The organism is Vibrio sp. QJM3NY_15, assembly GCF_057785995.1.
On sequence record NZ_CM173517.1, the window covers coordinates 2313810 to 2333729 of the forward strand.

The following is a 19920-nucleotide window of genomic DNA, read 5'->3' on the forward strand; positions in this document are numbered from 1 at the left end:
AGCAAAGCCAAGGCAAAATTATATTTTCACTAAGACTGATTAAAGAACTTCAATTTTTTCAATGAATGAAGCTAATTTAGGGTCTTTTTTCGCTTCATCAATCATAGGTTTAACAGCGGCACGGAAAGGGGCTTTATCAACTTCAACAAACGTTACGCCTTCTTTCATTCCTTTCTCTTTGTTCATGTCGTCTGTTGCGTCCCAGATTTTGATCTGCTCTTCAAGAGACTCAGCTGCTGCTTCTTTTAAGATTTTTTGCTCGTTAGCCGTTAATGAAGCCCATTTGTATTCTGAAATAATGATCACGTCAGGTGTCATCATGTGCTGATCCATAGAGTAAAATTTGGCAACTTCACTGTGTTTCATTTCAACTAAGCTAGAAATATTATTTTCAGCTCCGTCAATTACGCCTTGTTGCAGTGCCGTGTATACCTCATTGAAAGGTACAGGTGTTGCTTTACCACCTAATAGGTTAACCATTTCCATCATGGTTGGAGAACCAGGGACTCGAACTTTCATGCCCGCTAGATCAGCTGGTGAGTTGATGGCTTTTTTAGCGTAGAAGCTGCGTGTGCCTGAATCATAGAATGTAAGACCAATGAAGCCTTTACCTTCGCTTGAAAGCAACATCTCTTGTGCAGCTTCACTTCGCATGAACGTTCTCATATGTTGAACATCACGGAATAAGAAAGGCAGTGCATTAACCTTAAACGTTGGTTCAAAAGATTCGGCTAGCCCACCATTGATTTTGGCCATATCAATCGCGCCAGTAACAACTTGTTCCGCTTGGTCACGTTCAGAGCCTAATTGACCGTTTGGAAAGATCTTAATCGTAAGGTCACCATTCGATTTTTCTTTAACTTTATCAGCCATGATCACCATGCCTTGGTGAGCTGCGCTTTCTAATGACATTGCATGCCCTAAGGTCAAAGTTTTTGCTTGAGCGCCAAATGCCATAAGAATTGAAGCCGCTGCAATCGTCAGTAGGTGTTTTTTCATGTTCTTCTCCAGAATCCATTTTGTAAGAGGTACAGTTTTTATATGCAACGCTATAGCTAAGTTTGAAATCTAACGTTCAATTGCATACCGCTCATAGCAGTAACGTTTCATTACAATATTCTTACCCTATGAATTTTGTATTACAATAATATGTGTATATTTTGTGAGCTAAGGTTTATCTATTGGCTTGTGAACCGAATTGATTGTGATACCAATCATATTTGGCATCAATTGGACCATTAAGTAGTCTAACTTCGGATTTTTGGGAATTTCGATCACTTCCAACTACTTTTAGAACAATCTGTTGGCAAAAAATACACTTGCATATTTGTGTTATTTTAAAACCTTGAAACCATTTGTAGAGCACGAGCAAAGAAGGTCTTATCGATTGAAAAGCGAGTCGTCAACTGTGATTTCTGAGGTGGTAGAGATAAGGTTTTAGGCTAAACGTATGGAACAAACATGGATAAGCAGGGATAAAGGCAATAGAGAGAAACTTGATAGGACGAATTGTTTGTAACAAAAATCCGAGAGCCTCACAGCCCTCGGATTTTTGTTTTTGGTATTCTAGTTTTTAGGCGTTAGACGAATTACAAATCAGCGCCATAGATATCAAACGTGAAGTACTTAGCGGCGATCTTGTCGTAGGTACCGTTGGCTCTGATCTCTTCAATCGCGGCATTGAATTGTTTAGCCAGTTTTGAATCCTGCTTTCTTAACGCTAGTGCCGTGCCCTCGCCAATGTAGGCTTTGTCGGTTACTGCTTTGCCTTTGAATTCAAAGCCCTCACCTTCTTTCTTGTCTAAGAAAGCCAATGACAGTTGATCTGAGTTACCGAAGGTTAGATCTAGACGACCGTTTTGCAGATCCAGATACACTTCATCTTGCCCGGTATAACGCTTAATGTTTGCCACATCGCCAAACTTGTCTGTTACGTAGCGATCATGAATCGTACCTTGCTGAACACCGATAGTTTTGCCCGCTAAGCCAGCCTCATCTACGCTGAACTCCGCGTTTTTAGCAGCAACAAATACGGCTGGTGTTTGGTAGTACTTATCGGTGAACAAAATCTTGCGCTTACGCTCTTCGGTAATACGCATCGACGCCATGATCACGTCTGACTTTCTTGCCAATAAGCTTGGAATTAACGAATCCCAACTTTGTGAAACCCAAGTACAATCGAGTTTGGCTTGCTCACACAAGGCATCAGCTATCTCAATATCAAACCCGACAGGCACACCGTCACTATTTTTGTAGTTGAATGGCGGATACGTAAAGTCTGACGCTAAACGGATTTCTTTCGCCTGTACTGTTGTACCAAGTAAAGCGGCCGCACAAGCGAGTCCTAGTATTATCTTTTTCATCATTGCCATCCTAGATATGATCTTTATCGAGTTGAGATTGAGTTTCTTTATGTTGAGATTGTTGAATTTGTTTGTCTTGCTGATTCTTTCTTATTTCGGTTTGGTAGCGTGAAAGTGACGCTATCACTTCCGCCATGCTCTCTGGGCTACCAATGCTGATTCGAACGCAGTTACGTAAAGCCGGTTCGTGGTTTTGGTTCCTTGTTACAATGCCATCCTTCGTCAATACGCTAAACAGTTCATGCTCCGATTTTTGACGTAACAAAATGAAGTTGGTCGATGACGGATAAACGTGTTCAATAAAGTCGAACTGCATTAACTCCGCAGCAAACTGATTACGAATCTCTACCAGTTTAGTGGTCGCCTCTTTCATCACCGCAACACGCTCATCAGACAAAGCTTCTAACACAATCTGAGAAGAACAATCTGGCATTGGGTATGGGGGAATCAGCTTAGATACGTATTGCATCACGTTAGGGCTCGCCAAAATAAAGCCACAACGTACGGCTGCGAGTCCAAACGCTTTGGATAAAGTACGGATAACGACGAGATGTGGATAACGCTCAATAAGGCTCACGGCCGATGTCTGAGGTTCAAATTCAATATACGCTTCATCGACCACGACTAGCGATTTGCCCACGGTTCCTTCCAGTACCTCAATAAGGTCAGCTTTTGGAATTACGTTGCCCGTTGGGTTGTTTGGTGAACAAAGAAAGACAAGATTAACCAGTTCAGACTTCTGCACGATATCGGCGACATTAAGATTAAAGTCTTCTTGTAATGGTGAGTCTAATGTCTCGATAGCGAGTGCATCGGCGCAAAACTCGTACATTGCGTAAGTCGGAGAACAAATAAGGATATTGTCTTGTGCTGGTTTGCAAAAGGTTCTGATCAGTAAATCAATCGCTTCATCTGCACCACGAACAGCAACAGTCGCGGCATCAGTGCCACAGTAATCTTGATAAGCCTTGGCAATGTCTTGCGGTAAGAAATCAGGGTAACGATTGTAACCTTGCTCATCTTCGAACAAAGCATTTTCCAGTTCATTGGCATTTAGCCAGACACGTCCATCGCCGCCAATTCTTCTTGCTGATTGATAAGGTATTAATTTTTTTACAGCTTGAGGCACTAAGCTATCAATAAAAGATGTCAAGAAGCTATCCCTTTCATGTAATTACGATTCCTTCATCACTGCCTTTATATTCAAAATATGTGACTTATACACATATTGAATCACAAATGATGATTAAGTATTTACATTCAAACAGAACACTATTGATAAATGAATCGAAATAATCACATAATAGCCATGATAAAAAGTCATAGGTAAAGCATGAATAAAACTCTCCCTTCAACAAAAACACTGCTCGCGTTCTTGTCGACGGCAAGGCACCTCAACTTTACACGTGCTGCACATGAGCTCAATGTCACGCAAGGTGCGGTAAGCCGTCAGGTGCTGTCGTTTGAAGAAAGTCTCGGGTGCGATCTTTTCTACCGACATGCTCGCGGGTTGTCCTTAACACCTAAGGGAGAAGAGCTGGTTCCGCTGATTCAAGATACCATCCAACAACTGCAATCGGCGTTAAATCAAGTTGCCAGCTCTCCATCGAAGATCAAGCTCAACGCACCAAGTTGTATCACCTCTTGGCTATTGCCTAAGTTGATGTCATTTCAGCAAGCCTTTCCTGAAATTGATGTAGAGTTGACCTCAACCATTAAGCACGTTTTCGAACCAAGCTTTGATCCTTTTGATGCCGTCATTACCTATGGCAAGAAGCCAAACCAACAATCGATTGTTAGCCAACTCTTGTTCAACGAGCAACTGGCGCCCGTCTGCCAAGCACAAAGTATTAAACCCAGTCACCTTGCCAGTGGTACCTCTTCTCTAATCAAGCCACATAAACTTGCTCAATACACATGGCTACACGCCAATAACGAACAGAGTGACTGGCGACTTTGGTTAGAACATATTGGAAGTCATGACCTTTCAAGCAAGAAAAACCAGCAATTCGCGACACTCGATCAAGCGATGAACGCCGCGATACAAGGTTTTGGGATTGCGATTGGTGACATCACTCTCGCCAAGCAAGACATCGATTTAGGGAGATTGGTCAAGGTTAGTGAAGGAAGTGTATTTTCTGGCAACGGTTATTTTTTACTGCAACCTAAAAACCGTCAAAACCCTTCCCTATCAACACTGGTTGACTGGCTTGTTGATTAACGGCCTATCAAAGTTACCAAGTCAGAACCATCAAAGCTTGAGTAGCTCGTCATAATGAGAATTTTACGATTCTCAAAATAAAACTATTTCCCGGTAGCTACGTATTGGTGTTTAGAGATTAGAACGGACGTTTATTTAACTAGTTGAAAAGAAAATTAATTCAACTTTTTACGTCAGAAATTCTATCCCAATGGATAAAATGGCATTCGAATTGCTTTGTCATAGATAACCCAACCAATATACAGCAGGTTGCATCAATAACATTGCAGCTTGTCACGGAGGATAGGCTATGACCTTACAAAGACATACATATTACGGCTTGATTCACCACGGAATTAAAACCTTATTAATGGATAGAATTGGCCACTTCACAGAACGCGAATATCACGAGTATCTTGATCTGACGACCGGGAAATCAACGTGTTTTGCGATGAGTGAGCAAGAGCTTGAAAACACTTTAGACACGTTGAAGAGTGAGGGCTACCTTGAAGATATCAAGAAACTGATCCCACGCTACCAAACATCGTCGATGCGGTGACAAGGAGTTCAAACAAAATAGTTCTGCAGCCAATTGTCTTGGGCTATTTAGCATCGAGGCAATTTTGGTTAGACTGTCTGCAACTCAACTAACTGGATACTCAGTGCCACATGAAGCAAATTCTTGATTTCATTCCTCTCATTATTTTCTTTGCGCTTTACAAGATGTACGACATCTACACGGCTACCGGTGCATTGATTGTTGCTTCCGCAGTACAAATCGTTTTGACGTACATCATCTACAAGAAAGTAGAGAAAATGCAGATCATCACATTTCTGATGGTTGCCGTATTTGGTGGCATGACCATCTTCTTGCACGACGACAATTTCATTAAGTGGAAAGTGACCATAGTTTATGCATTGTTCGCTATCGGCCTGACCGTCAGTCACCTAATGGGCAAGTCAGCGATTAAAGGCATGCTGGGTAAAGAGATCTCTCTTCCGGAAGCGGTGTGGGGCAAGATCAGCTGGGCTTGGACTTTGTTCTTTACTCTATGTGCCATTCTCAACGTTTACGTTGCTTTCAGCCTACCCTTAGATGTTTGGGTAAACTTCAAAGTGTTTGGCTTACTGATCGCTACTTTTGCATTTACCTTGCTAACAGGTGTCTACATCTATAAGCATTTGCCAAAAGATCAGCAGAAAGAGTTAACGGATAAAAATACCGACGAGAAGTAACCCTAAGGGATGAGTCCCCATCCCCTTTTTGATACAATCATTATCAATATGCGATTTAACAGTGGCCAATGATACTCGTGATCATTGGCCACTGATTGTTTGTGTTCGGTGAATACGTTAAAGAACGACCACCGCGAGTCCCGCAAACACATCTATTTAAATTTAAAACAATCAATACCATTAAGAGTACAACAATGACTATTCAATCAACTTTGAACCCGATTGGTTCTTTACTTCTTCGCACTTTGGCGATGCCCTCTGATACCAATGCAGCAGGTCAAATATTCGGTGGTTGGATAATGTCTCAACTGGATCTGGCTGGCGGAATATTGGCTAAAGAGATCTCAAACGGAAAAATAGTCACCGTGTCAGTATCAAGCATCGAATTCAAACAGCCAGTGTCGGTTGGCGATGTAGTCTGTGTCTATGGCGACTGCACCAAGATTGGTCGTAGCTCGATGAATATCGACCTAGAAGTATGGGTTAAGCCGGTACTTGATCACGGCATCGGTGACCGCTACAAGGTGTGTGGCGCGACATTCAACTACGTTGCAGTAGACGAAAGCGGTAAACCTCGCCCAATCAACAAATAGTCCTTCGGCGACCTTATCTCTCTCAAAGGTCTTTAGTCATTTCGATTAAAAATGCTAAAGACCTTCTCACTCTGCCGCACCATTTCACAATTTCTTATCATTAGCTCTTCCAATACCCATTAGTTCGCGTAAATTAGCCAGATAACTAATTTAATCGCTCTAATTCAGTGAAGTAACATAAGGATATCTCAACATGTGGTACGTGATTTTTTCTCAAGACGTCGAAAATTCATTAGAAAAACGCCTAAGTGTTCGCCCACAACATCTAGAACGCCTACAAACACTTCACGATGAAGGTCGACTTCTAACAGCAGGTCCAATGCCAGCTATCGATTCAGATAACCCTGGTGAAGCGGGTTTCACAGGTTCTACTGTGATCGCTGAGTTCAACTCTTTAGAAGACGCACAAGCATGGGCTGACGCAGACCCGTACATTGATGCTGGCGTCTACCAAAACGTCATTGTAAAACCATTCAAGAAAGTATTTTAACGTGAAAAAATGGATTATTGGCTCACTGGCAGCGGTTCTGCTTGCAGGCTGTGCTTCAAGCGAGCAAGACAAACAAAGACAGCTTGAAATGATGGCACAACACCGTGCTGGCGTTTTATCTGCTGGCCTGCCGATTGAGTATGGCCCACTGTCAGTCATGCGTGTACTTGCGAAAAACACCGTGATTGAGATCATGATGATCTACAACCAAGATGCAAAAGGTGCTAAGCCTTTAAACCAAGTTGTAGATATGAGTGTGAATAGCTACTGCACCAACTCAGAAGTAAGAGCAAACCTAGACATGGGCTTGGCTTACAACATCAAGATTCGCAACACTCGCGGACAATTGATGGTTGAGAAGCTGATCAGCAAAGATACTTGCCAGAGCAGCAGCTAGATTCGATATTCGAACAAGCATTAAACAAAAAGGCCTCGCATTTGCGAGGCCTTTTTTGTAGTTCATCGTGGATTAGCGGGTAAGCAAACCCTAGTATTAGTTATGCTCAAGCTTCTGCGGCTTCCCACTCTTTACGCAGTGTCTTAGTCGCCGAAACTAAGTTAGTTAGTGCTGCTTCTGTCTCTGCCCAGTTGCGTGTCTTTAATCCACAATCTGGGTTTGCCCACAAACGTTCTGCTGGGATTTTTTCTGCCGCTTTCTTAAGTAAATCCACAATCCACTCTTCTGAAGGAATGTTCGGCGAGTGAATATCGTAAACACCGGGGCCAATCGCATTCGGGTAGTTGAACTCTTCAAACGCTTTCAGTAGTTCCATGTTCGAACGAGAAGTCTCAATGGTAATCACATCGGCATCTAGCGCAGCCACTGAATCAATGATCTCGTTGAACTCGCTGTAACACATGTGTGTGTGGATCTGAGTCTCTGGCTTGGCACTCGCTGCTGAAATCTTAAAAGCATCCACTGCCCACTCTAAGTATTCGGCATGGTCGCGCTTTTTCAGCGGCAAACCTTCGCGAATAGCAGGCTCATCAATTTGAATAATGTTAATGCCTGCGTCTTGCAAATCCGACACCTCATCGCGCAGCGCAAACGCCAATTGATTGGTGATCTCTTTACGCGAGATATCTTCACGTGGGAATGTCCAACACAAGATAGTGACAGGCCCAGTAAGCATGCCTTTCATCTGCTTTGAAGTCAGAGATTGAGCATAGGTAGACCATTCCACCGTCATCGGTTTTTCACGCTCAATATCCGCCACCACAATTGCTGGTTTCACGCAGCGAGAGCCGTAACTTTGTACCCAACCAAACTTAGTCGTTTGGAAGCCGGCTAGGTTTTCTGCGAAATATTCCACCATGTCATTACGCTCAGCTTCACCATGCACAAGCACATCTAAATCAAGGGCTTCTTGACGTTTGACCGCATCCGCAATGTGACCTTTTAGTGCGTTGGTGTATTCCGCTTCACTCAATTGACCAGTGCGGTAAGCACTACGCTGAACTCGGATCTCACCTGTTTGTGGGAATGAACCGATCGTTGTGGTTGGTAACAGTGGTAAGCCAAGAACTTCAGACTGATGCGCCGCACGTTCTGCATAAGGCGCACTTCGATCTGCTAACGCTTTAGTAATGGTATTAAGGCGCTCTTGTACCTGAGGCTTATTCACATGAGTCGCACTCTTACGAGCAACAATTGGTTGGCTGTACGTCTCACACGCTAAAATGGCATTATGATCGCCATCTAACGCAGCCCCCAATAAACTCACCTCGGTGACTTTCTGTTTTGCGAAGGCAAACCAACTATTCACTTCTTCGCTGAGCGAATCTTCTAACTCTAAATCCACTGGGCTGTGCAGCAGCGAACATGAACTTGCCACCCACAGTTTGTCTCCTAGCTTCTCTTTCACTGGCTGTAGCAGCTCCAGCTGTGTGGCCAAATCAGCACGCCACACATTGCGACCGTTAATCGCCCCTGCAGAAAGTACCCAATCTTCCGGTAACTTGTTTACCACTTCATCAAGTTGCTGCGGTGCTGCAGCCAAGTCGATGTGTAAGCCGTTGACAGGCAGTTCTACGATTTTATCTAGCGTGTCAGTCACCGAATCAAAGTAAGTGGTAAGCAGCAGTTTCACATCGCCTTGAATCACTTGATAAGCCAACTTGAATGAATCAGCCCACTTAGTCTCAAGTTCCAGAGATAGAATGGGCTCATCGATTTGAACCCACTCAACACCCAGCTTGGCAAGTTTAGCCAAAATCGCTTGATAGGCAGTAAGAAGGCGAGGCAATAGAGTTAAGCGATCAAAGCCCTCTTCCACTTCTTTGCCTAAGTACAGATATGACAGTGGGCCGAGAAGTACAGGCTTAACTTTGTGTCCTGCTTTTATCGCTTCGTTCACTTCGTCAAACAGTTGTGGCCAGCTCACCTCAAAGGTGTCGCCTTTACTGAACTCAGGAACAATGTAGTGGTAATTGGTATTGAACCACTTAGTCATGTCGGAAGCAGCCGAACTGTCTTTAGTGCCATCATTCGACGTATGCGTACCACCGCAGCAAGTAGATTGAACTTGAGATTGACCACGACCAACGCGGAACAAGGTATCTAAATCAGGGAAAGCTTTTTCATCTTCAGAACCACCAGCATGGCGTTTTGGCACGTGGCCTAGAAGTAATGTCGTTGTCAGAACATGGTCGTACCATGCGAAGTCACCCGCAGTTGCAAAGCTAAGATTCGCGTCAGCTTGTACATTCCAGTTACGATTTCTTAATTCGCTGCCGAGTTGCTTGAGCTCAGATTGATCGATTTCACCGCGCCAGTATTTCTCGAGCGTGAATTTGAGTTCTCTTTTCTCGCCGATACGTGGGTAGCCAAGAATATGCGTTGTTGTCGTCATGAGTCTTTTCCTTATTCGATAATTTTAATTTCCGGTCAGACTGCCTTTGATGATTTCACTTTCCCACAAAGGCGTCTGGATGGCTAAACTATCTCCTTAATCCGATCTATGGACAACGTCCAAATATTCATCTTGTTTATTAATAATATTCATCTTGAATCATCCAAAGATGAACAGTTTAAATCCATCTGGACATCTAGACGTTTACAAAAGATCAAAAACACCGTAGGGTGATTATTAAGAAATATTGAATTGGCTTAGGGAATATGAGGAATACTCATGATAGAGCTTAAACACCTTCGAACATTGACCACCTTGAGAGACAGCGGATCGTTAACAGCCACTGCGACCTCTCTTCACCTGACTCAGTCGGCGCTTTCTCATCAATTGAAAGACCTTGAAGCGCGTATTGGCGGTCAGCTTTTCCTGCGTAAAACTAGGCCAGTGAAATTCACCTCTGAAGGTGAAATCTTGCTTAAGCTCGCGGATGAGATACAACCAAAGATTGCTAAAGCAGAGAATGAGTTGGCGAGCCTGAAAGAGGATGTGAATGGTCGGTTGCACATGGCGATCGAATGTCACTCATGCTTCCAATGGCTAATGCCCGCTTTGAAAGAGTACCAAGTTGCTTGGCCAAGCGTGACGCTAGATTTCTCGTCAGGGTTCGGCTTTGAACCTTTACCGGCTTTGATGGCTGGGGAATTGGATTTGGTGATCACCTCAGACATTCAGCCGCGTTCAGAGGTCCATTACGAACCGCTCTTTGATTTTGAGATGCGTTTAATCACCGCTATTAACTCCCCTCTGGCGGAAAAACCAAGCATCGATCCGCAAGATCTTAGCGATATCACGATGCTCTCTTATCCAGTTCAAAAGCAGCGTCTTGATGTTGTGAAGCACTTTTTGCAACCGGCAGGCGTAGAGCCGAAGAAATGGAAACAAGCAGACAACACATTAATGTTGGTGCAAATGGTATCAGCAGGTCTAGGGGTTGCAGCCTTACCTAATTGGGCGATCAGTGAGTTTTCAAGACAAGGGTTAATCGCTAGTAAACCATTGGGCAACGGACTTTCAAGACGATTGTTTGCTGCGGTAAGAAACTCTGAGAAAGACAAACGTTATCTGCAGGCTTTCTTTAGTACGGCAAGACAGCAGAGTAAGAGTCACCTAGATGGGATTGAGGTCGTTTAAGTGATTCATTACTGGGTGAGTTCAAGCCTGTGTGAAGCATAATAAGTAAACGCCAGAAACAAAAAAAGTCACAGATTATCTGTGACTTTTTTATTACCAATACCGACAACAGGCAATGAGTGTTAATTCACGATAGAAGAAACTCTCATTGTGAGCTTATCTTGAGTAAGACTTGAACTGATTCGTCAGTGGGTCGTATTGATAGCCAAGCATATCGAGCTTACCGACGACACTTTCTATATCCATTTCATACATGCTGACCAGCTCTTCAAAACTATCGCATTCCAAACGAAGCTTTTCGTTGACGATCCCGAGCAAGATAATGCTATCGAAACCTTTGACGTTGCTTAAATCCATCCTGAACTCCTAACGAACACACGATTAGAATTAAGTTTAGAACGCTTACCAGCCGCGTGCTTAAAAACAGATCACACTTCTTTCGCTAGCACGGAATTTATCGACTAAAAGTTTCACGAGCTCGACAACCTCTTACAACGCCCAAACCGGTGTTAAGCCAATCACTGACGCTAATAACATCAGCAATGCTATCGTTAACTGCAACTTCTCAGGTGTTTTGACAAACAGCAAATGCCAACACCAAACAACGATAGAAGAGATAAGCAAAGCAAAGCTAAACAACAAGGTTGAAATAACAGGTTCTAGTTGCGCTTCAGACAGTGAATAAACATTAATCACGGTCGCCAACACCACCAGCATGCCACTTAATACGCCCACAACAGGCAGAACGCGGTGAAATGCTTGTAAGCGCGTTCTTGCGATAGTCAGCAGTAAATGTCCGAAAGAAGCACCCAGTAAAGCCACCAGCAACACAGTCGCAATAATACCGACGGGTTTTACCTGTTCGCTTGCTTGAATAGCAACGTATGACAACGCCAAACCACACGCAAGATACATCACCCAGATAGGGCCTGAATCACGTGTCTTCTTAGTTTGAACTTGAGAATAGAAATAGAAGATAGCGAATACGATCAGAAACGCTTCAATTCTTAATGAAGCAACAGCAAGCCAAAGCACGCCAATCGCAGGTAACATCTTGTGAATACGGCCACGTTGACCAGGGCAAATATCACCCTTCACTAAGATTAAAGTTAAGATCAGTTGGGCTCCTAATAGCATGGGAGCAAATTGTACTAATAATGATTCGACCATTGTGGAGATACTTATTCAGACTTATTTTCGCGAATAATATCAAAAACTGCCCCGAACACTAATCAAAATCACAAATTAGCGACACGACTCAACGCTTCTACTATGCTGTTTTATGGTGTGGCGAGTGGACGTTAGCGACTGAATCCAGAAAGACACCAGAACTAACAGGGGCATGTTCTACTGGCTAGTCTAGCCTCATGCCGCTATAATTCCCGCCTCAAAAATCAGAGGTTGAAATATGTACAGCGATATCACTCCTATTCATGAACACAAAAAATACTGGGCCGAGTGCTACGGAACAGCACCCTTTTTGCCTACCAGTAGAAAGGAGATGGATGCTCTTGGATGGGATAGCTGTGACATTATTATTGTAACTGGTGACGCTTATGTCGATCACCCGAGCTTTGGTATGGCTATCATTGGCCGTTTGCTTGAAGCTCAAGGTTTCCGCGTGGGCATCATTGCTCAACCAAAGTGGGACAGTAAAGATGCGTTCATGGAACTAGGTAGACCTAACCTATTCTTCGGCATCACTGCGGGTAACATGGATTCCATGATCAACCGCTACACCTCTGATCGCAAACTTCGTCACGACGATGCCTACACACCAAACAATGAAGGTGGTAAGCGTCCTGACCGTGCAACTCTGATTTATTCTCAACGTTGTCGTGAAGCCTACAAAGGCACGCCAATCGTTCTTGGTGGTATTGAAGCAAGCTTACGTCGCGTTGCGCACTACGACTACTGGTCTGATAAAGTTCGTCGCTCTGTCTTGTTTGATGCGAAAGCAGACATTCTTCTTTTCGGTAACGCTGAACGAGCACTGGTTGAAGTCGCACACCGAATTGCCGACGGCGAAGATATGTCAACGCTGACAAATATTCGCGGTACTGCAATCAACCTGCCTGCAGCGCCTGAAGGTTACAAAATTATCGATTCTTCTCGTATCGAAAAACCGAACAAAGCCTACGTTCCGGTTAACCCGTACGAAGTAGAAACGCAATGTGATACCAAGAAAGATGAAAAAGAAGAAGTAAAAGCACAGCCAATTACGATTCGTCCTTCTCGTCACGATGCAAAAACAACCGCGGTTCGTATCCCTGGTTTCGAAAAGCTCAATAACGACCGTATTCTTTACGCTCACGCTAGCCGCATTCTACATCTAGAGACCAACCCGTATTCAGGTCGTGCTCTTATTCAACGCCACGGTGACCGCGAGCTATGGGTAAACCAAGCGCCAATTCCTCTTGCAACTGAAGAGATGGATTATGTGTTTGGCCTTGCTTACAAGCGTGTTCCTCACCCTATGTATGGCAAAGCAAAGATTCCTGCATACGACATGATTAAAACTTCGGTTAACATCATGCGTGGTTGTTTTGGTGGTTGTTCTTTCTGTTCAATCACAGAGCACGAAGGTCGTATCATTCAAAACCGTTCGAAAGAATCTATCTTGGATGAAATCGAAGACATTAAAGATAAAGTACCTGGCTTTACCGGTACCATTTCTGACTTGGGTGGCCCAACAGCGAACATGTATCGCTTAGGTTGTTCTGATCCTAAAGCTGAAATTAATTGTCGTCGCCCATCATGTGTGTTCCCTAAAATCTGTGAAAAACTGAACACAGACCACCAACACACCATTGACCTTTACCGCTCAGCGAGAAAGGTTCCGGGCATCAAAAAAGTGATGATCGCATCAGGCGTTCGTTATGATCTTGCGATTGAGTCTCCAGAATACGTTCGTGAGCTTGTAACTCACCACGTTGGTGGTTACTTGAAGATTGCTCCAGAGCATACTGAAAAAGGCCCTCTGGATCTGATGATGAAACCGGGCATGGGCACTTACGATCGTTTCAAAGAGATGTTCGAGAAGTACAGTGCTGAAGCGGGTAAGAAACAGTACCTAATTCCTTACTTCATCTCTGCTCACCCGGGCACGGAAGATGAAGATATGCTTAACCTTGCGTTGTGGCTGAAAAAGCATAACTACGAATGTGACCAAGTACAGAACTTCTACCCATCGCCAATGTGTAATGCGACGTCGATGTACTATTCAGAGACCAACCCTCTGAAACGCGTGAAATACAAAAAACGTGAAGATGTTCCTGTGCCGAAAGGTGATCGTCAACGTCGTCTGCATAAAGCACTGCTTCGTTATCACGATCCAGAAAACTGGAAGATCATCCGCGAAGCACTGATCAGCATGGGCAAAAAGCACCTAATTGGTGACAAAGCGAACTGCTTAGTCCCTGAAGAAGATTTTGAAGCTCAGACACCGGCACAGCGTCGTAAGTCTGGTCGTCACGGCTCACAACGTTTTGCGACTAAGCACAGCAAAGCTCAACCGGGTCTTGGTGGCGAAAGCCCACGTAACCATTCTAAGCCAGGTGGCAATAAGCCTAAACCGGGTGGTAAGAAGCCAACAGGTAGCCAAAGCAACGGCAATCAGGGCAACGGAAAGCAGAACGGTAATGGTAATAAACCAGCAACTGGCTTCATCAAAAAAGCCCCTGCTAGCCAGCAATCGCAAGGCAATGGCGGCGGAAATGGCAAGCCAAACCGCAGTAAAGCGGGCAATGGTCAAGGTGGTAAACCTGCAAGTAACGGCAAGAATCGCCAACGCGCAACACAGCGTTAATATAGCGACTTCATTTACTTGATTATCATAAAAATAAAAAGCGCAGCTATTTAGCTGCGCTTTTTTGTACCTGTTACAAATGAACTACCCAAAAGTTTCACTTGGTTATGTGAATACAAGGGATTCTAACGGGTAAAGACCCAATATTGACTAAACAGATAGTTAGTAACCATGCCTACCAAAATACCAACCGCCATGGCAATAAATACTGCCCCAGTAAACGCAGGTAGTAATTCAGTCATCAGTTTAAAACATAGTAAATTAGGTACTGCCGATATCGACGCTGAGAACATGAACTTTTGCCACTGAATCAATTTTTGAGACCAATTACCCTGCCCTTTGAACCCAAAGGTCAGCACACGATTACCAAACCACGTTGTCGTTGCGGCTGCAATGAAGGAGACAATTCTCGCAGTCATTAAGGGCAACCCAATAACGTAATGCAGCAATGCAAACACTAAGCAATCAACAACAAACCCGCCAACACCAACCACTGCGAACCGAACCATCTTGTGATGGGACTGAAGCCTTTGGCTTTGTGTCTGAAGCTTGTTATTGATCATTCGCAGCCCTGAGTTAACGCTGAACATCACTTTCACTTCGAATGTGACTCAACGACAAATTTGGTTTGATGTTTTGGCTATGACAACTGAATAAAGCGCGCTTTACTTTAACCGTCGGCTCCAAAATACACGTTAACGCGTTGTCTTTAATCTTGGTTTCGACTTCCGCTCTTTTACCAATCAAATAGAACTTGTCGATGCCATCGAGTTGCTCGATATCAAGTAGCTTCTTCGCTTGACCATGGCTATAAAATTGCCCAGAGAACGGTCGCTTCCCTACATAAAAACTCGGTGATGAATCAGTGATCTGTTCGAAGATGATACGGTCACTTTTCTCATTCGCCTTACCTAAGTTCAGGTAAACCATCGCGATCATCAATAAGACGGGTAGAACTAAAGCCACGCTTGAGAACCACTTCTTATCTTTTTCCACTACGAGTATAGCAACCAACAAACCAAGGGCAGGAATACCCGGTAACACGTAAGCTGGGAGAATATTGCCCGCCATCGTGAAAAGGATCAGAGGCGAAATAAGCCAACACACAAGGAATGAAAACAAGCCGCGATTTTCAGTATTAATTTCTGCAATTTTCTTACGTCGAGCAAATGCCAATATAGGCAATACAATCGACCAAGGGGCCGCAGCTTGAATCCAGAATATCCAGATCATGCCTCGCGCTTGATCATGGGCAGAGCCGTAAAGATCCCCCTCCCAGCCACTCACAACAAATCGCTTAAAGTGTTCGCCAACGATGAAGTAGTCAATGAAACCCGGCGTTGCCATTTCCGCCATGATGTACCACGGTAAGGCAATCGCCAACATCACGCCTAAGCCCGACAACAATGGAAAGCGTTGCCAAAGCACTTTGAAAGCGCCAAAGAAGCCGTGTTGTAAGACTAGCCAAGGAAATACTGCGATGCCCATAATGACAATCGCTACAGGCCCTTTTGCAAGCAAGCCTAGTGCTAAACCAATGAAACTAACATAGCCCCAAGATCGATTAGTCTTCGCGCTACCTTCTCCCTTCCAATCCTCTCCTCCTTTCCAACATAGGTAGAAACCTAACATGGCAATAGTCATCGCTAAGGTTAATGCGATGTCTGTCATCACAGCACCCGCCGCGATTGAGAAAATACCGCATGTCGCCAATACAACGGATGCGACTAAAGCACTTTGCCCTGTTCGTTTCGCCATGTAAGCCGTCAACAAAATCGTTGCGACACCCGCTAACCAATGCGGTGCGCGAACCGCAAATTCACTCAAGCCGAACAACTCAATACCCGCAGCGCTCATCCATGTGAACAACGGTGGCTTACCCCAAAAAGGAATACCGTAATCAAACTGAGGTGTTAACCAATTGCCAGTTTCCACCATCAGACGTGCCATTTCGCCATAGCGCGCTTCTGTGGTGTCCATTAATGGATAAGTTGCCAGAGATAAAAGCCTTAGAACCAATGCAAAAGCCAACAAGTACCATAAGTGCGTTCGGTTCAGGCTCATGCTGATTCCTCTAATTTAAAATGTGTTTTTAATGCTGGTGTATCGACCACCGATTGGATCAGATACAAAGGACGATTCTTGGTTTCAATGAAAATACGACCTATGTACTCTCCCATTAAACCAATACTCAGAAGTTGAATTCCGCCAAGGGCAAGTTGAACGACCATCATTGATGGGTAACCCGTGATCGGCTCACCAAACATCATGGTTTTGAACACGATGACCATCCCATACACAAAAGCAGTCAGCGCGACTAAACCTCCCAATGCGGTAGCGATGCGCAGCGGACGAATCGAGAACGAGGTAATCCCATCCATCGCCAAACCAATTAACTTGAGGTAGTTCCACTTGGTCTCGCCACAGAAGCGAGCATCACGCTTAAATTGGATCGTCGCTTGTCGGAAACCCGGCCATGAAAAAATGCCTTTCATGTAACGGTTACGTTCTGGAAGTTGATTAATATGATCGACGACTTCACGGCTCAACAGTCGAAAGTCGCCCACGTTCTCAGGCACATCAATCTTCGCAGCCACGTTCATGACTTTGTAAAAGCTCGCCGCTGAAAACTTCTTAAACCACGTTTCACCATCACGCTGGCTGCGCTGCATGTTCACAACGTCATAGCCTTCGCGCCATTTCGCGATCATTTGCGGTATCAACTCCGGAGGATCTTGTAAATCAGCATCTAATAGGATTACGGCTTGTCCACGACAATGCTCAAGGCCAGCGCTCATCGCTGACTCTTTACCAAAGTTGCGGCTTAAACCAATGACCGAGATTGAGCTATTGATTGAAGTGAATGAACTCACCAAGCCCAAGCTGTTGTCTTTGCTGCCATCGTCGACATAAACAATCTCACTTGTGATCGGTAAGCTATCGAGAACCTTAGTGAGGCGAGAATGGAACTCTTCCAACACCTCTTGTTCATCGTAAAAAGGCACAATGATAGATAGAGATACCGCAGGATTGATTTGCGATGTAGATATCTTAGGGCGGCTAATATGAAGTTCAGACATAATACGTTCTTCTATTTTTTAATCTGAAGCCAATCTACCCTCCCATAAGTGAAAGTTATGTTATTGACATATTTTTCACGCTCACTCAGGATAATGTTACTGTCTATTTCTGTATGAGAATCAAAATGAAACGAGTTCTATTAGTCGAAGATAACCGTGAAATTGCAGGTGTCTTGTTTGATTATTTTGAGTGTATTGGCATGGATCTCGATTACGCAGATAACGGTGAGCTTGGCTTGCAACTCGCGATGGATAACTCGTTTGATATCATCATATTGGATCTGATGCTGCCAAGAATGGACGGCCTAACGGTTTGCAACAAGCTAAGAGACCAAGGTAATACAACTCCGATCCTTATGCTTACCGCATTGGATAGCCGTGAAGACATGTTGAAGGGCTTTGAACACGGTGCCGATGATTACCTCACCAAGCCTTTTGATTTGGATATTCTAGAAGCAAGAATGAACGCGCTGGTTCGTCGTTACCGCGGAAAAGTAGCCTCTTCTAAGCTGCAGTTCGGCGAGCTCACCATCGACCAAAAAATCCGTAAAGCTTACCGACAAGACAAGCTTCTTGCGCTCAACCCAACCACTTACACCATACTTGAGATGCTTTGCCAAAGCGCACCTGAAGTAGTCACTCGCGAAAATATCTCGTACAAATTATGGGAAGAAGACGAGCCCAACAACGATGTGTTACGCAGTCACATCTATCAATTGCGTAATCAGCTCGACAAACCTTTCGACACCCAAATGTTGATTACTGTTCCTAAAGTAGGATTCCGTTTGGAGTCATCGAATTGATTTCAAATGTTCTCTCCAGCACCAAAACCCTAACTGGCCGCTTAGCGGTTTTCTTTGGGTTAATGGCCGTGATTGTATCTGCATTCGTCTATGTGGTGTTTATTGCCGCACTGTATTTGTCTGAAGATCGTGTTGGGGAAAAGCGCATTCTTATCGATCGCAACTACGCGGTTGGCTTATTCCAATCTGGAGAAAGTGGTGAGATTCGCATTGATGACCTCACAGTGGCATACAACGACCTGGCTTACATTCCAAAGAAATACACTAAATATATAAAAGGAAAAGATAGCTTTCTGGGCGAAGTTGGCGATGAACCCGAATCACGCATGGTGTATGTCGGTGAGTATTCTGATGAAGGAGAAACCCACCCAATTGTTCTGTTGTCTGAAATCGATCGCGTCGAGTTTGATATCTATGAATTGGTGTATGCGACGACATTTATGTTAACCCTTCTCTCAATTCTGATATTCAGCTTTGGGGCACTACTCTATAGACTCTCCAAGCGTTTGATTGAACCATTCAACTCGCTCTCCGCCCAACTTGAATCGAATAAGCTCAACCTAAACGAAGAGTTTGGTGTGAGTGACGATGCGGCGGTGGAATTTCGTCAACTGACCGATCAACTCAATCAATATCGCCGAGAAATCAACTCCCTGCTCAAGCGCGAACAAGCCTTTGCTCGCTACTCAAGTCATGAACTGAGAACCCCGCTGACGGTCGCTCGCGGGGCAAATAAATTACTACTTCGCAGCGAAACAACCGAGTTTCAATCTCGCCAAGTTGAACGTATTGATGACGCCATTGTTCAAATGTCAGAAATGGTCGATGCCCTGCTTGGTCTCGTTCGTTACGAAAGAAACAGTGACGATGCACCGCTGCGCTTGTTCACCCAGCAAGAATTAGAGACTATCGTTTCGAAAAACTCGTTGCAGGCAAAAGAGAAAGAAGTCGAAATAGCCTTACAGATTCAATCAGAACCAACCATCCAAGCCACCAGTACCATCATGAATATGTTGGTCGGAAACTTATTGAGAAATGCGATTGCTGCGACCAATAGCGGCACCGTAACTATCACTCTTTCCCAAGACACTCTTGTGATTGAAGACCAAGGTGAAGGCCTTCAGGAACAATACAACCCAAATGGTCATGGGCTAGGCTTGTTGATTGTCGATGACTTGTGTCAGCGCTTCCATTGGGACTTTGAATTGTTCAATCGTAGCTGTGGTGGCTGCACCGCGAAAATCGCCTTTCAAACTGATTCACCCTTGTCCATATCAGAGCAAGTAAACTCGTAGCACTAAGTT

At 44.3% G+C, this 19920-nt stretch carries 19 protein-coding genes; 10 read left to right on the forward strand and 9 right to left on the reverse strand.

What is annotated here, in order from left to right; genetic code table 11:
• Positions 1–39: 39 nt before the first annotated feature.
• The 3 genes from AC3CKG_RS10325 to hisC form a co-directional block, all read right to left on the reverse strand.
• Positions 40–999 (reverse strand): TRAP transporter substrate-binding protein, encoded by a 960-nt coding sequence (locus AC3CKG_RS10325; protein WP_065103306.1) that lies wholly within the window; start codon positions 997–999, stop codon positions 40–42.
• Between the two features lie 590 nt (positions 1000–1589).
• On the reverse strand, positions 1590–2363 hold the full coding sequence (locus AC3CKG_RS10330) for an ABC transporter substrate-binding protein (RefSeq protein ID WP_102326610.1): 774 nt from the start codon (positions 2361–2363) through the stop codon (positions 1590–1592).
• Positions 2364–2373: 10 nt separating this feature from the next.
• Complete coding sequence (hisC, locus tag AC3CKG_RS10335; RefSeq protein ID WP_488528308.1) at positions 2374–3516, reverse strand: histidinol-phosphate transaminase; 1143 nt, start codon at positions 3514–3516, stop codon at positions 2374–2376.
• Between the two features lie 180 nt (positions 3517–3696).
• Here hisC and AC3CKG_RS10340 point away from each other — a divergent pair, with 180 nt between their 5' ends.
• The 6 genes from AC3CKG_RS10340 (at position 3697) to AC3CKG_RS10365 (ending at position 7279) form a co-directional block, all read left to right on the forward strand.
• Positions 3697–4584, forward strand: a complete 888-nt coding sequence (locus AC3CKG_RS10340; RefSeq protein WP_488528309.1) for a LysR substrate-binding domain-containing protein — start codon at positions 3697–3699, stop codon at positions 4582–4584.
• Between the two features lie 289 nt (positions 4585–4873).
• Positions 4874–5122, forward strand: coding sequence for a hypothetical protein (locus tag AC3CKG_RS10345; protein WP_017105193.1), 249 nt, complete (start codon positions 4874–4876; stop codon positions 5120–5122).
• A 110-nt stretch (positions 5123–5232) separates the two neighbouring features.
• Positions 5233–5799: a septation protein A gene (locus AC3CKG_RS10350; RefSeq protein WP_488528310.1), complete on the forward strand. Its 567-nt coding sequence runs from the start codon at positions 5233–5235 to the stop codon at positions 5797–5799.
• Positions 5800–5993: 194 nt separating this feature from the next.
• On the forward strand, positions 5994–6392 hold the full coding sequence (yciA, locus tag AC3CKG_RS10355) for an acyl-CoA thioester hydrolase YciA (RefSeq protein WP_017061510.1): 399 nt from the start codon (positions 5994–5996) through the stop codon (positions 6390–6392).
• 193 nt (positions 6393–6585) lie between these two features.
• Positions 6586–6882, forward strand: coding sequence for a YciI family protein (locus AC3CKG_RS10360; protein ID WP_004741234.1), 297 nt, complete (start codon positions 6586–6588; stop codon positions 6880–6882).
• A 1-nt stretch (position 6883) separates the two neighbouring features.
• Positions 6884–7279, forward strand: a complete 396-nt coding sequence (locus AC3CKG_RS10365; protein WP_017105190.1) for a GspS/AspS pilotin family protein — start codon at positions 6884–6886, stop codon at positions 7277–7279.
• 106 nt (positions 7280–7385) lie between these two features.
• Here the strand turns inward: AC3CKG_RS10365 and metE are convergent, their stop codons facing one another.
• Entirely contained in the window at positions 7386–9734 is a 2349-nt protein-coding gene (metE, locus tag AC3CKG_RS10370; protein ID WP_488528311.1) for a 5-methyltetrahydropteroyltriglutamate--homocysteine S-methyltransferase, read from the reverse strand.
• Positions 9735–10013: 279 nt separating this feature from the next.
• On the opposite strand from metE, the gene AC3CKG_RS10375 reads away from it, so the two are divergent.
• Positions 10014–10925 carry a LysR substrate-binding domain-containing protein gene (locus tag AC3CKG_RS10375; protein WP_488528312.1) on the forward strand — a complete coding sequence of 304 codons (912 nt, stop codon included), beginning with the start codon at positions 10014–10016 and terminating at the stop codon, positions 10923–10925.
• A gap of 156 nt (positions 10926–11081) precedes the next feature.
• Here AC3CKG_RS10375 and AC3CKG_RS10380 read toward each other — a convergent pair whose 3' ends face one another.
• Positions 11082–11282, reverse strand: coding sequence for a DUF4250 domain-containing protein (locus AC3CKG_RS10380; protein ID WP_017105187.1), 201 nt, complete (start codon positions 11280–11282; stop codon positions 11082–11084).
• Positions 11283–11414: 132 nt separating this feature from the next.
• Positions 11415–12095: a hypothetical protein gene (locus tag AC3CKG_RS10385; RefSeq protein WP_076648213.1), complete on the reverse strand. Its 681-nt coding sequence runs from the start codon at positions 12093–12095 to the stop codon at positions 11415–11417.
• 331 nt (positions 12096–12426) lie between these two features.
• Between AC3CKG_RS10385 and AC3CKG_RS10390 the strand changes: the two genes are divergently transcribed.
• Positions 12427–14733 (forward strand): YgiQ family radical SAM protein, encoded by a 2307-nt coding sequence (locus AC3CKG_RS10390; RefSeq protein WP_065111092.1) that lies wholly within the window; start codon positions 12427–12429, stop codon positions 14731–14733.
• A gap of 125 nt (positions 14734–14858) precedes the next feature.
• Here AC3CKG_RS10390 and AC3CKG_RS10395 read toward each other — a convergent pair whose 3' ends face one another.
• The 3 genes from AC3CKG_RS10395 to AC3CKG_RS10405 are packed head-to-tail and all read right to left on the reverse strand — an operon-like array spanning position 14859 to position 17813.
• Positions 14859–15323 (reverse strand): GtrA family protein, encoded by a 465-nt coding sequence (locus AC3CKG_RS10395; RefSeq protein ID WP_065111091.1) that lies wholly within the window; start codon positions 15321–15323, stop codon positions 14859–14861.
• The gene (locus AC3CKG_RS10400; protein ID WP_488528313.1) at positions 15310–16797 is read right to left on the reverse strand and encodes an ArnT family glycosyltransferase; all 1488 of its coding nucleotides are present in this window, start codon (positions 16795–16797) and stop codon (positions 15310–15312) included. Before AC3CKG_RS10400 ends, AC3CKG_RS10395 begins: the two co-directional genes overlap by 14 nt.
• Positions 16794–17813 carry a glycosyltransferase family 2 protein gene (locus AC3CKG_RS10405; protein WP_488528314.1) on the reverse strand — a complete coding sequence of 340 codons (1020 nt, stop codon included), beginning with the start codon at positions 17811–17813 and terminating at the stop codon, positions 16794–16796. Before AC3CKG_RS10405 ends, AC3CKG_RS10400 begins: the two co-directional genes overlap by 4 nt.
• Before the next feature lie 125 nt (positions 17814–17938).
• On the opposite strand from AC3CKG_RS10405, the gene AC3CKG_RS10410 reads away from it, so the two are divergent.
• Positions 17939–18616, forward strand: coding sequence for a response regulator transcription factor (locus AC3CKG_RS10410; protein WP_102550760.1), 678 nt, complete (start codon positions 17939–17941; stop codon positions 18614–18616).
• Positions 18613–19911 (forward strand): sensor histidine kinase, encoded by a 1299-nt coding sequence (locus AC3CKG_RS10415; RefSeq protein WP_122054030.1) that lies wholly within the window; start codon positions 18613–18615, stop codon positions 19909–19911. Before AC3CKG_RS10410 ends, AC3CKG_RS10415 begins: the two co-directional genes overlap by 4 nt.
• Positions 19912–19920: the final 9 nt, after the last annotated feature.

Excerpts from the sequence above, each read along its gene's own strand:
- AC3CKG_RS10325 (WP_065103306.1), bottom strand. The coding sequence starts at position 999 with ATGAAAAAACACCTACTGACGATTGCAGCGGCTTCAATTCTTATGGCA.
- AC3CKG_RS10330 (WP_102326610.1), bottom strand. The coding sequence starts at position 2,363 with ATGAAAAAGATAATACTAGGACTCGCTTGTGCGGCCGCTTTACTTGGT.
- AC3CKG_RS10340 (WP_488528309.1), top strand. The coding sequence starts at position 3,697 with ATGAATAAAACTCTCCCTTCAACAAAAACACTGCTCGCGTTCTTGTCG.
- AC3CKG_RS10345 (WP_017105193.1), top strand. The coding sequence starts at position 4,874 with ATGACCTTACAAAGACATACATATTACGGCTTGATTCACCACGGAATT.
- AC3CKG_RS10350 (WP_488528310.1), top strand. The coding sequence starts at position 5,233 with ATGAAGCAAATTCTTGATTTCATTCCTCTCATTATTTTCTTTGCGCTT.
- yciA (WP_017061510.1), top strand. The coding sequence starts at position 5,994 with ATGACTATTCAATCAACTTTGAACCCGATTGGTTCTTTACTTCTTCGC.
- AC3CKG_RS10360 (WP_004741234.1), top strand. The coding sequence starts at position 6,586 with ATGTGGTACGTGATTTTTTCTCAAGACGTCGAAAATTCATTAGAAAAA.
- metE (WP_488528311.1), bottom strand. The coding sequence starts at position 9,734 with ATGACGACAACAACGCATATTCTTGGCTACCCACGTATCGGCGAGAAA.
- AC3CKG_RS10375 (WP_488528312.1), top strand. The coding sequence starts at position 10,014 with ATGATAGAGCTTAAACACCTTCGAACATTGACCACCTTGAGAGACAGC.
- AC3CKG_RS10380 (WP_017105187.1), bottom strand. The coding sequence starts at position 11,282 with ATGGATTTAAGCAACGTCAAAGGTTTCGATAGCATTATCTTGCTCGGG.
- AC3CKG_RS10385 (WP_076648213.1), bottom strand. The coding sequence starts at position 12,095 with ATGGTCGAATCATTATTAGTACAATTTGCTCCCATGCTATTAGGAGCC.
- AC3CKG_RS10390 (WP_065111092.1), top strand. The coding sequence starts at position 12,427 with ATGGATGCTCTTGGATGGGATAGCTGTGACATTATTATTGTAACTGGT.
- AC3CKG_RS10395 (WP_065111091.1), bottom strand. The coding sequence starts at position 15,323 with ATGTTCAGCGTTAACTCAGGGCTGCGAATGATCAATAACAAGCTTCAG.
- AC3CKG_RS10400 (WP_488528313.1), bottom strand. The coding sequence starts at position 16,797 with ATGAGCCTGAACCGAACGCACTTATGGTACTTGTTGGCTTTTGCATTG.
- AC3CKG_RS10405 (WP_488528314.1), bottom strand. The coding sequence starts at position 17,813 with ATGTCTGAACTTCATATTAGCCGCCCTAAGATATCTACATCGCAAATC.
- AC3CKG_RS10410 (WP_102550760.1), top strand. The coding sequence starts at position 17,939 with ATGAAACGAGTTCTATTAGTCGAAGATAACCGTGAAATTGCAGGTGTC.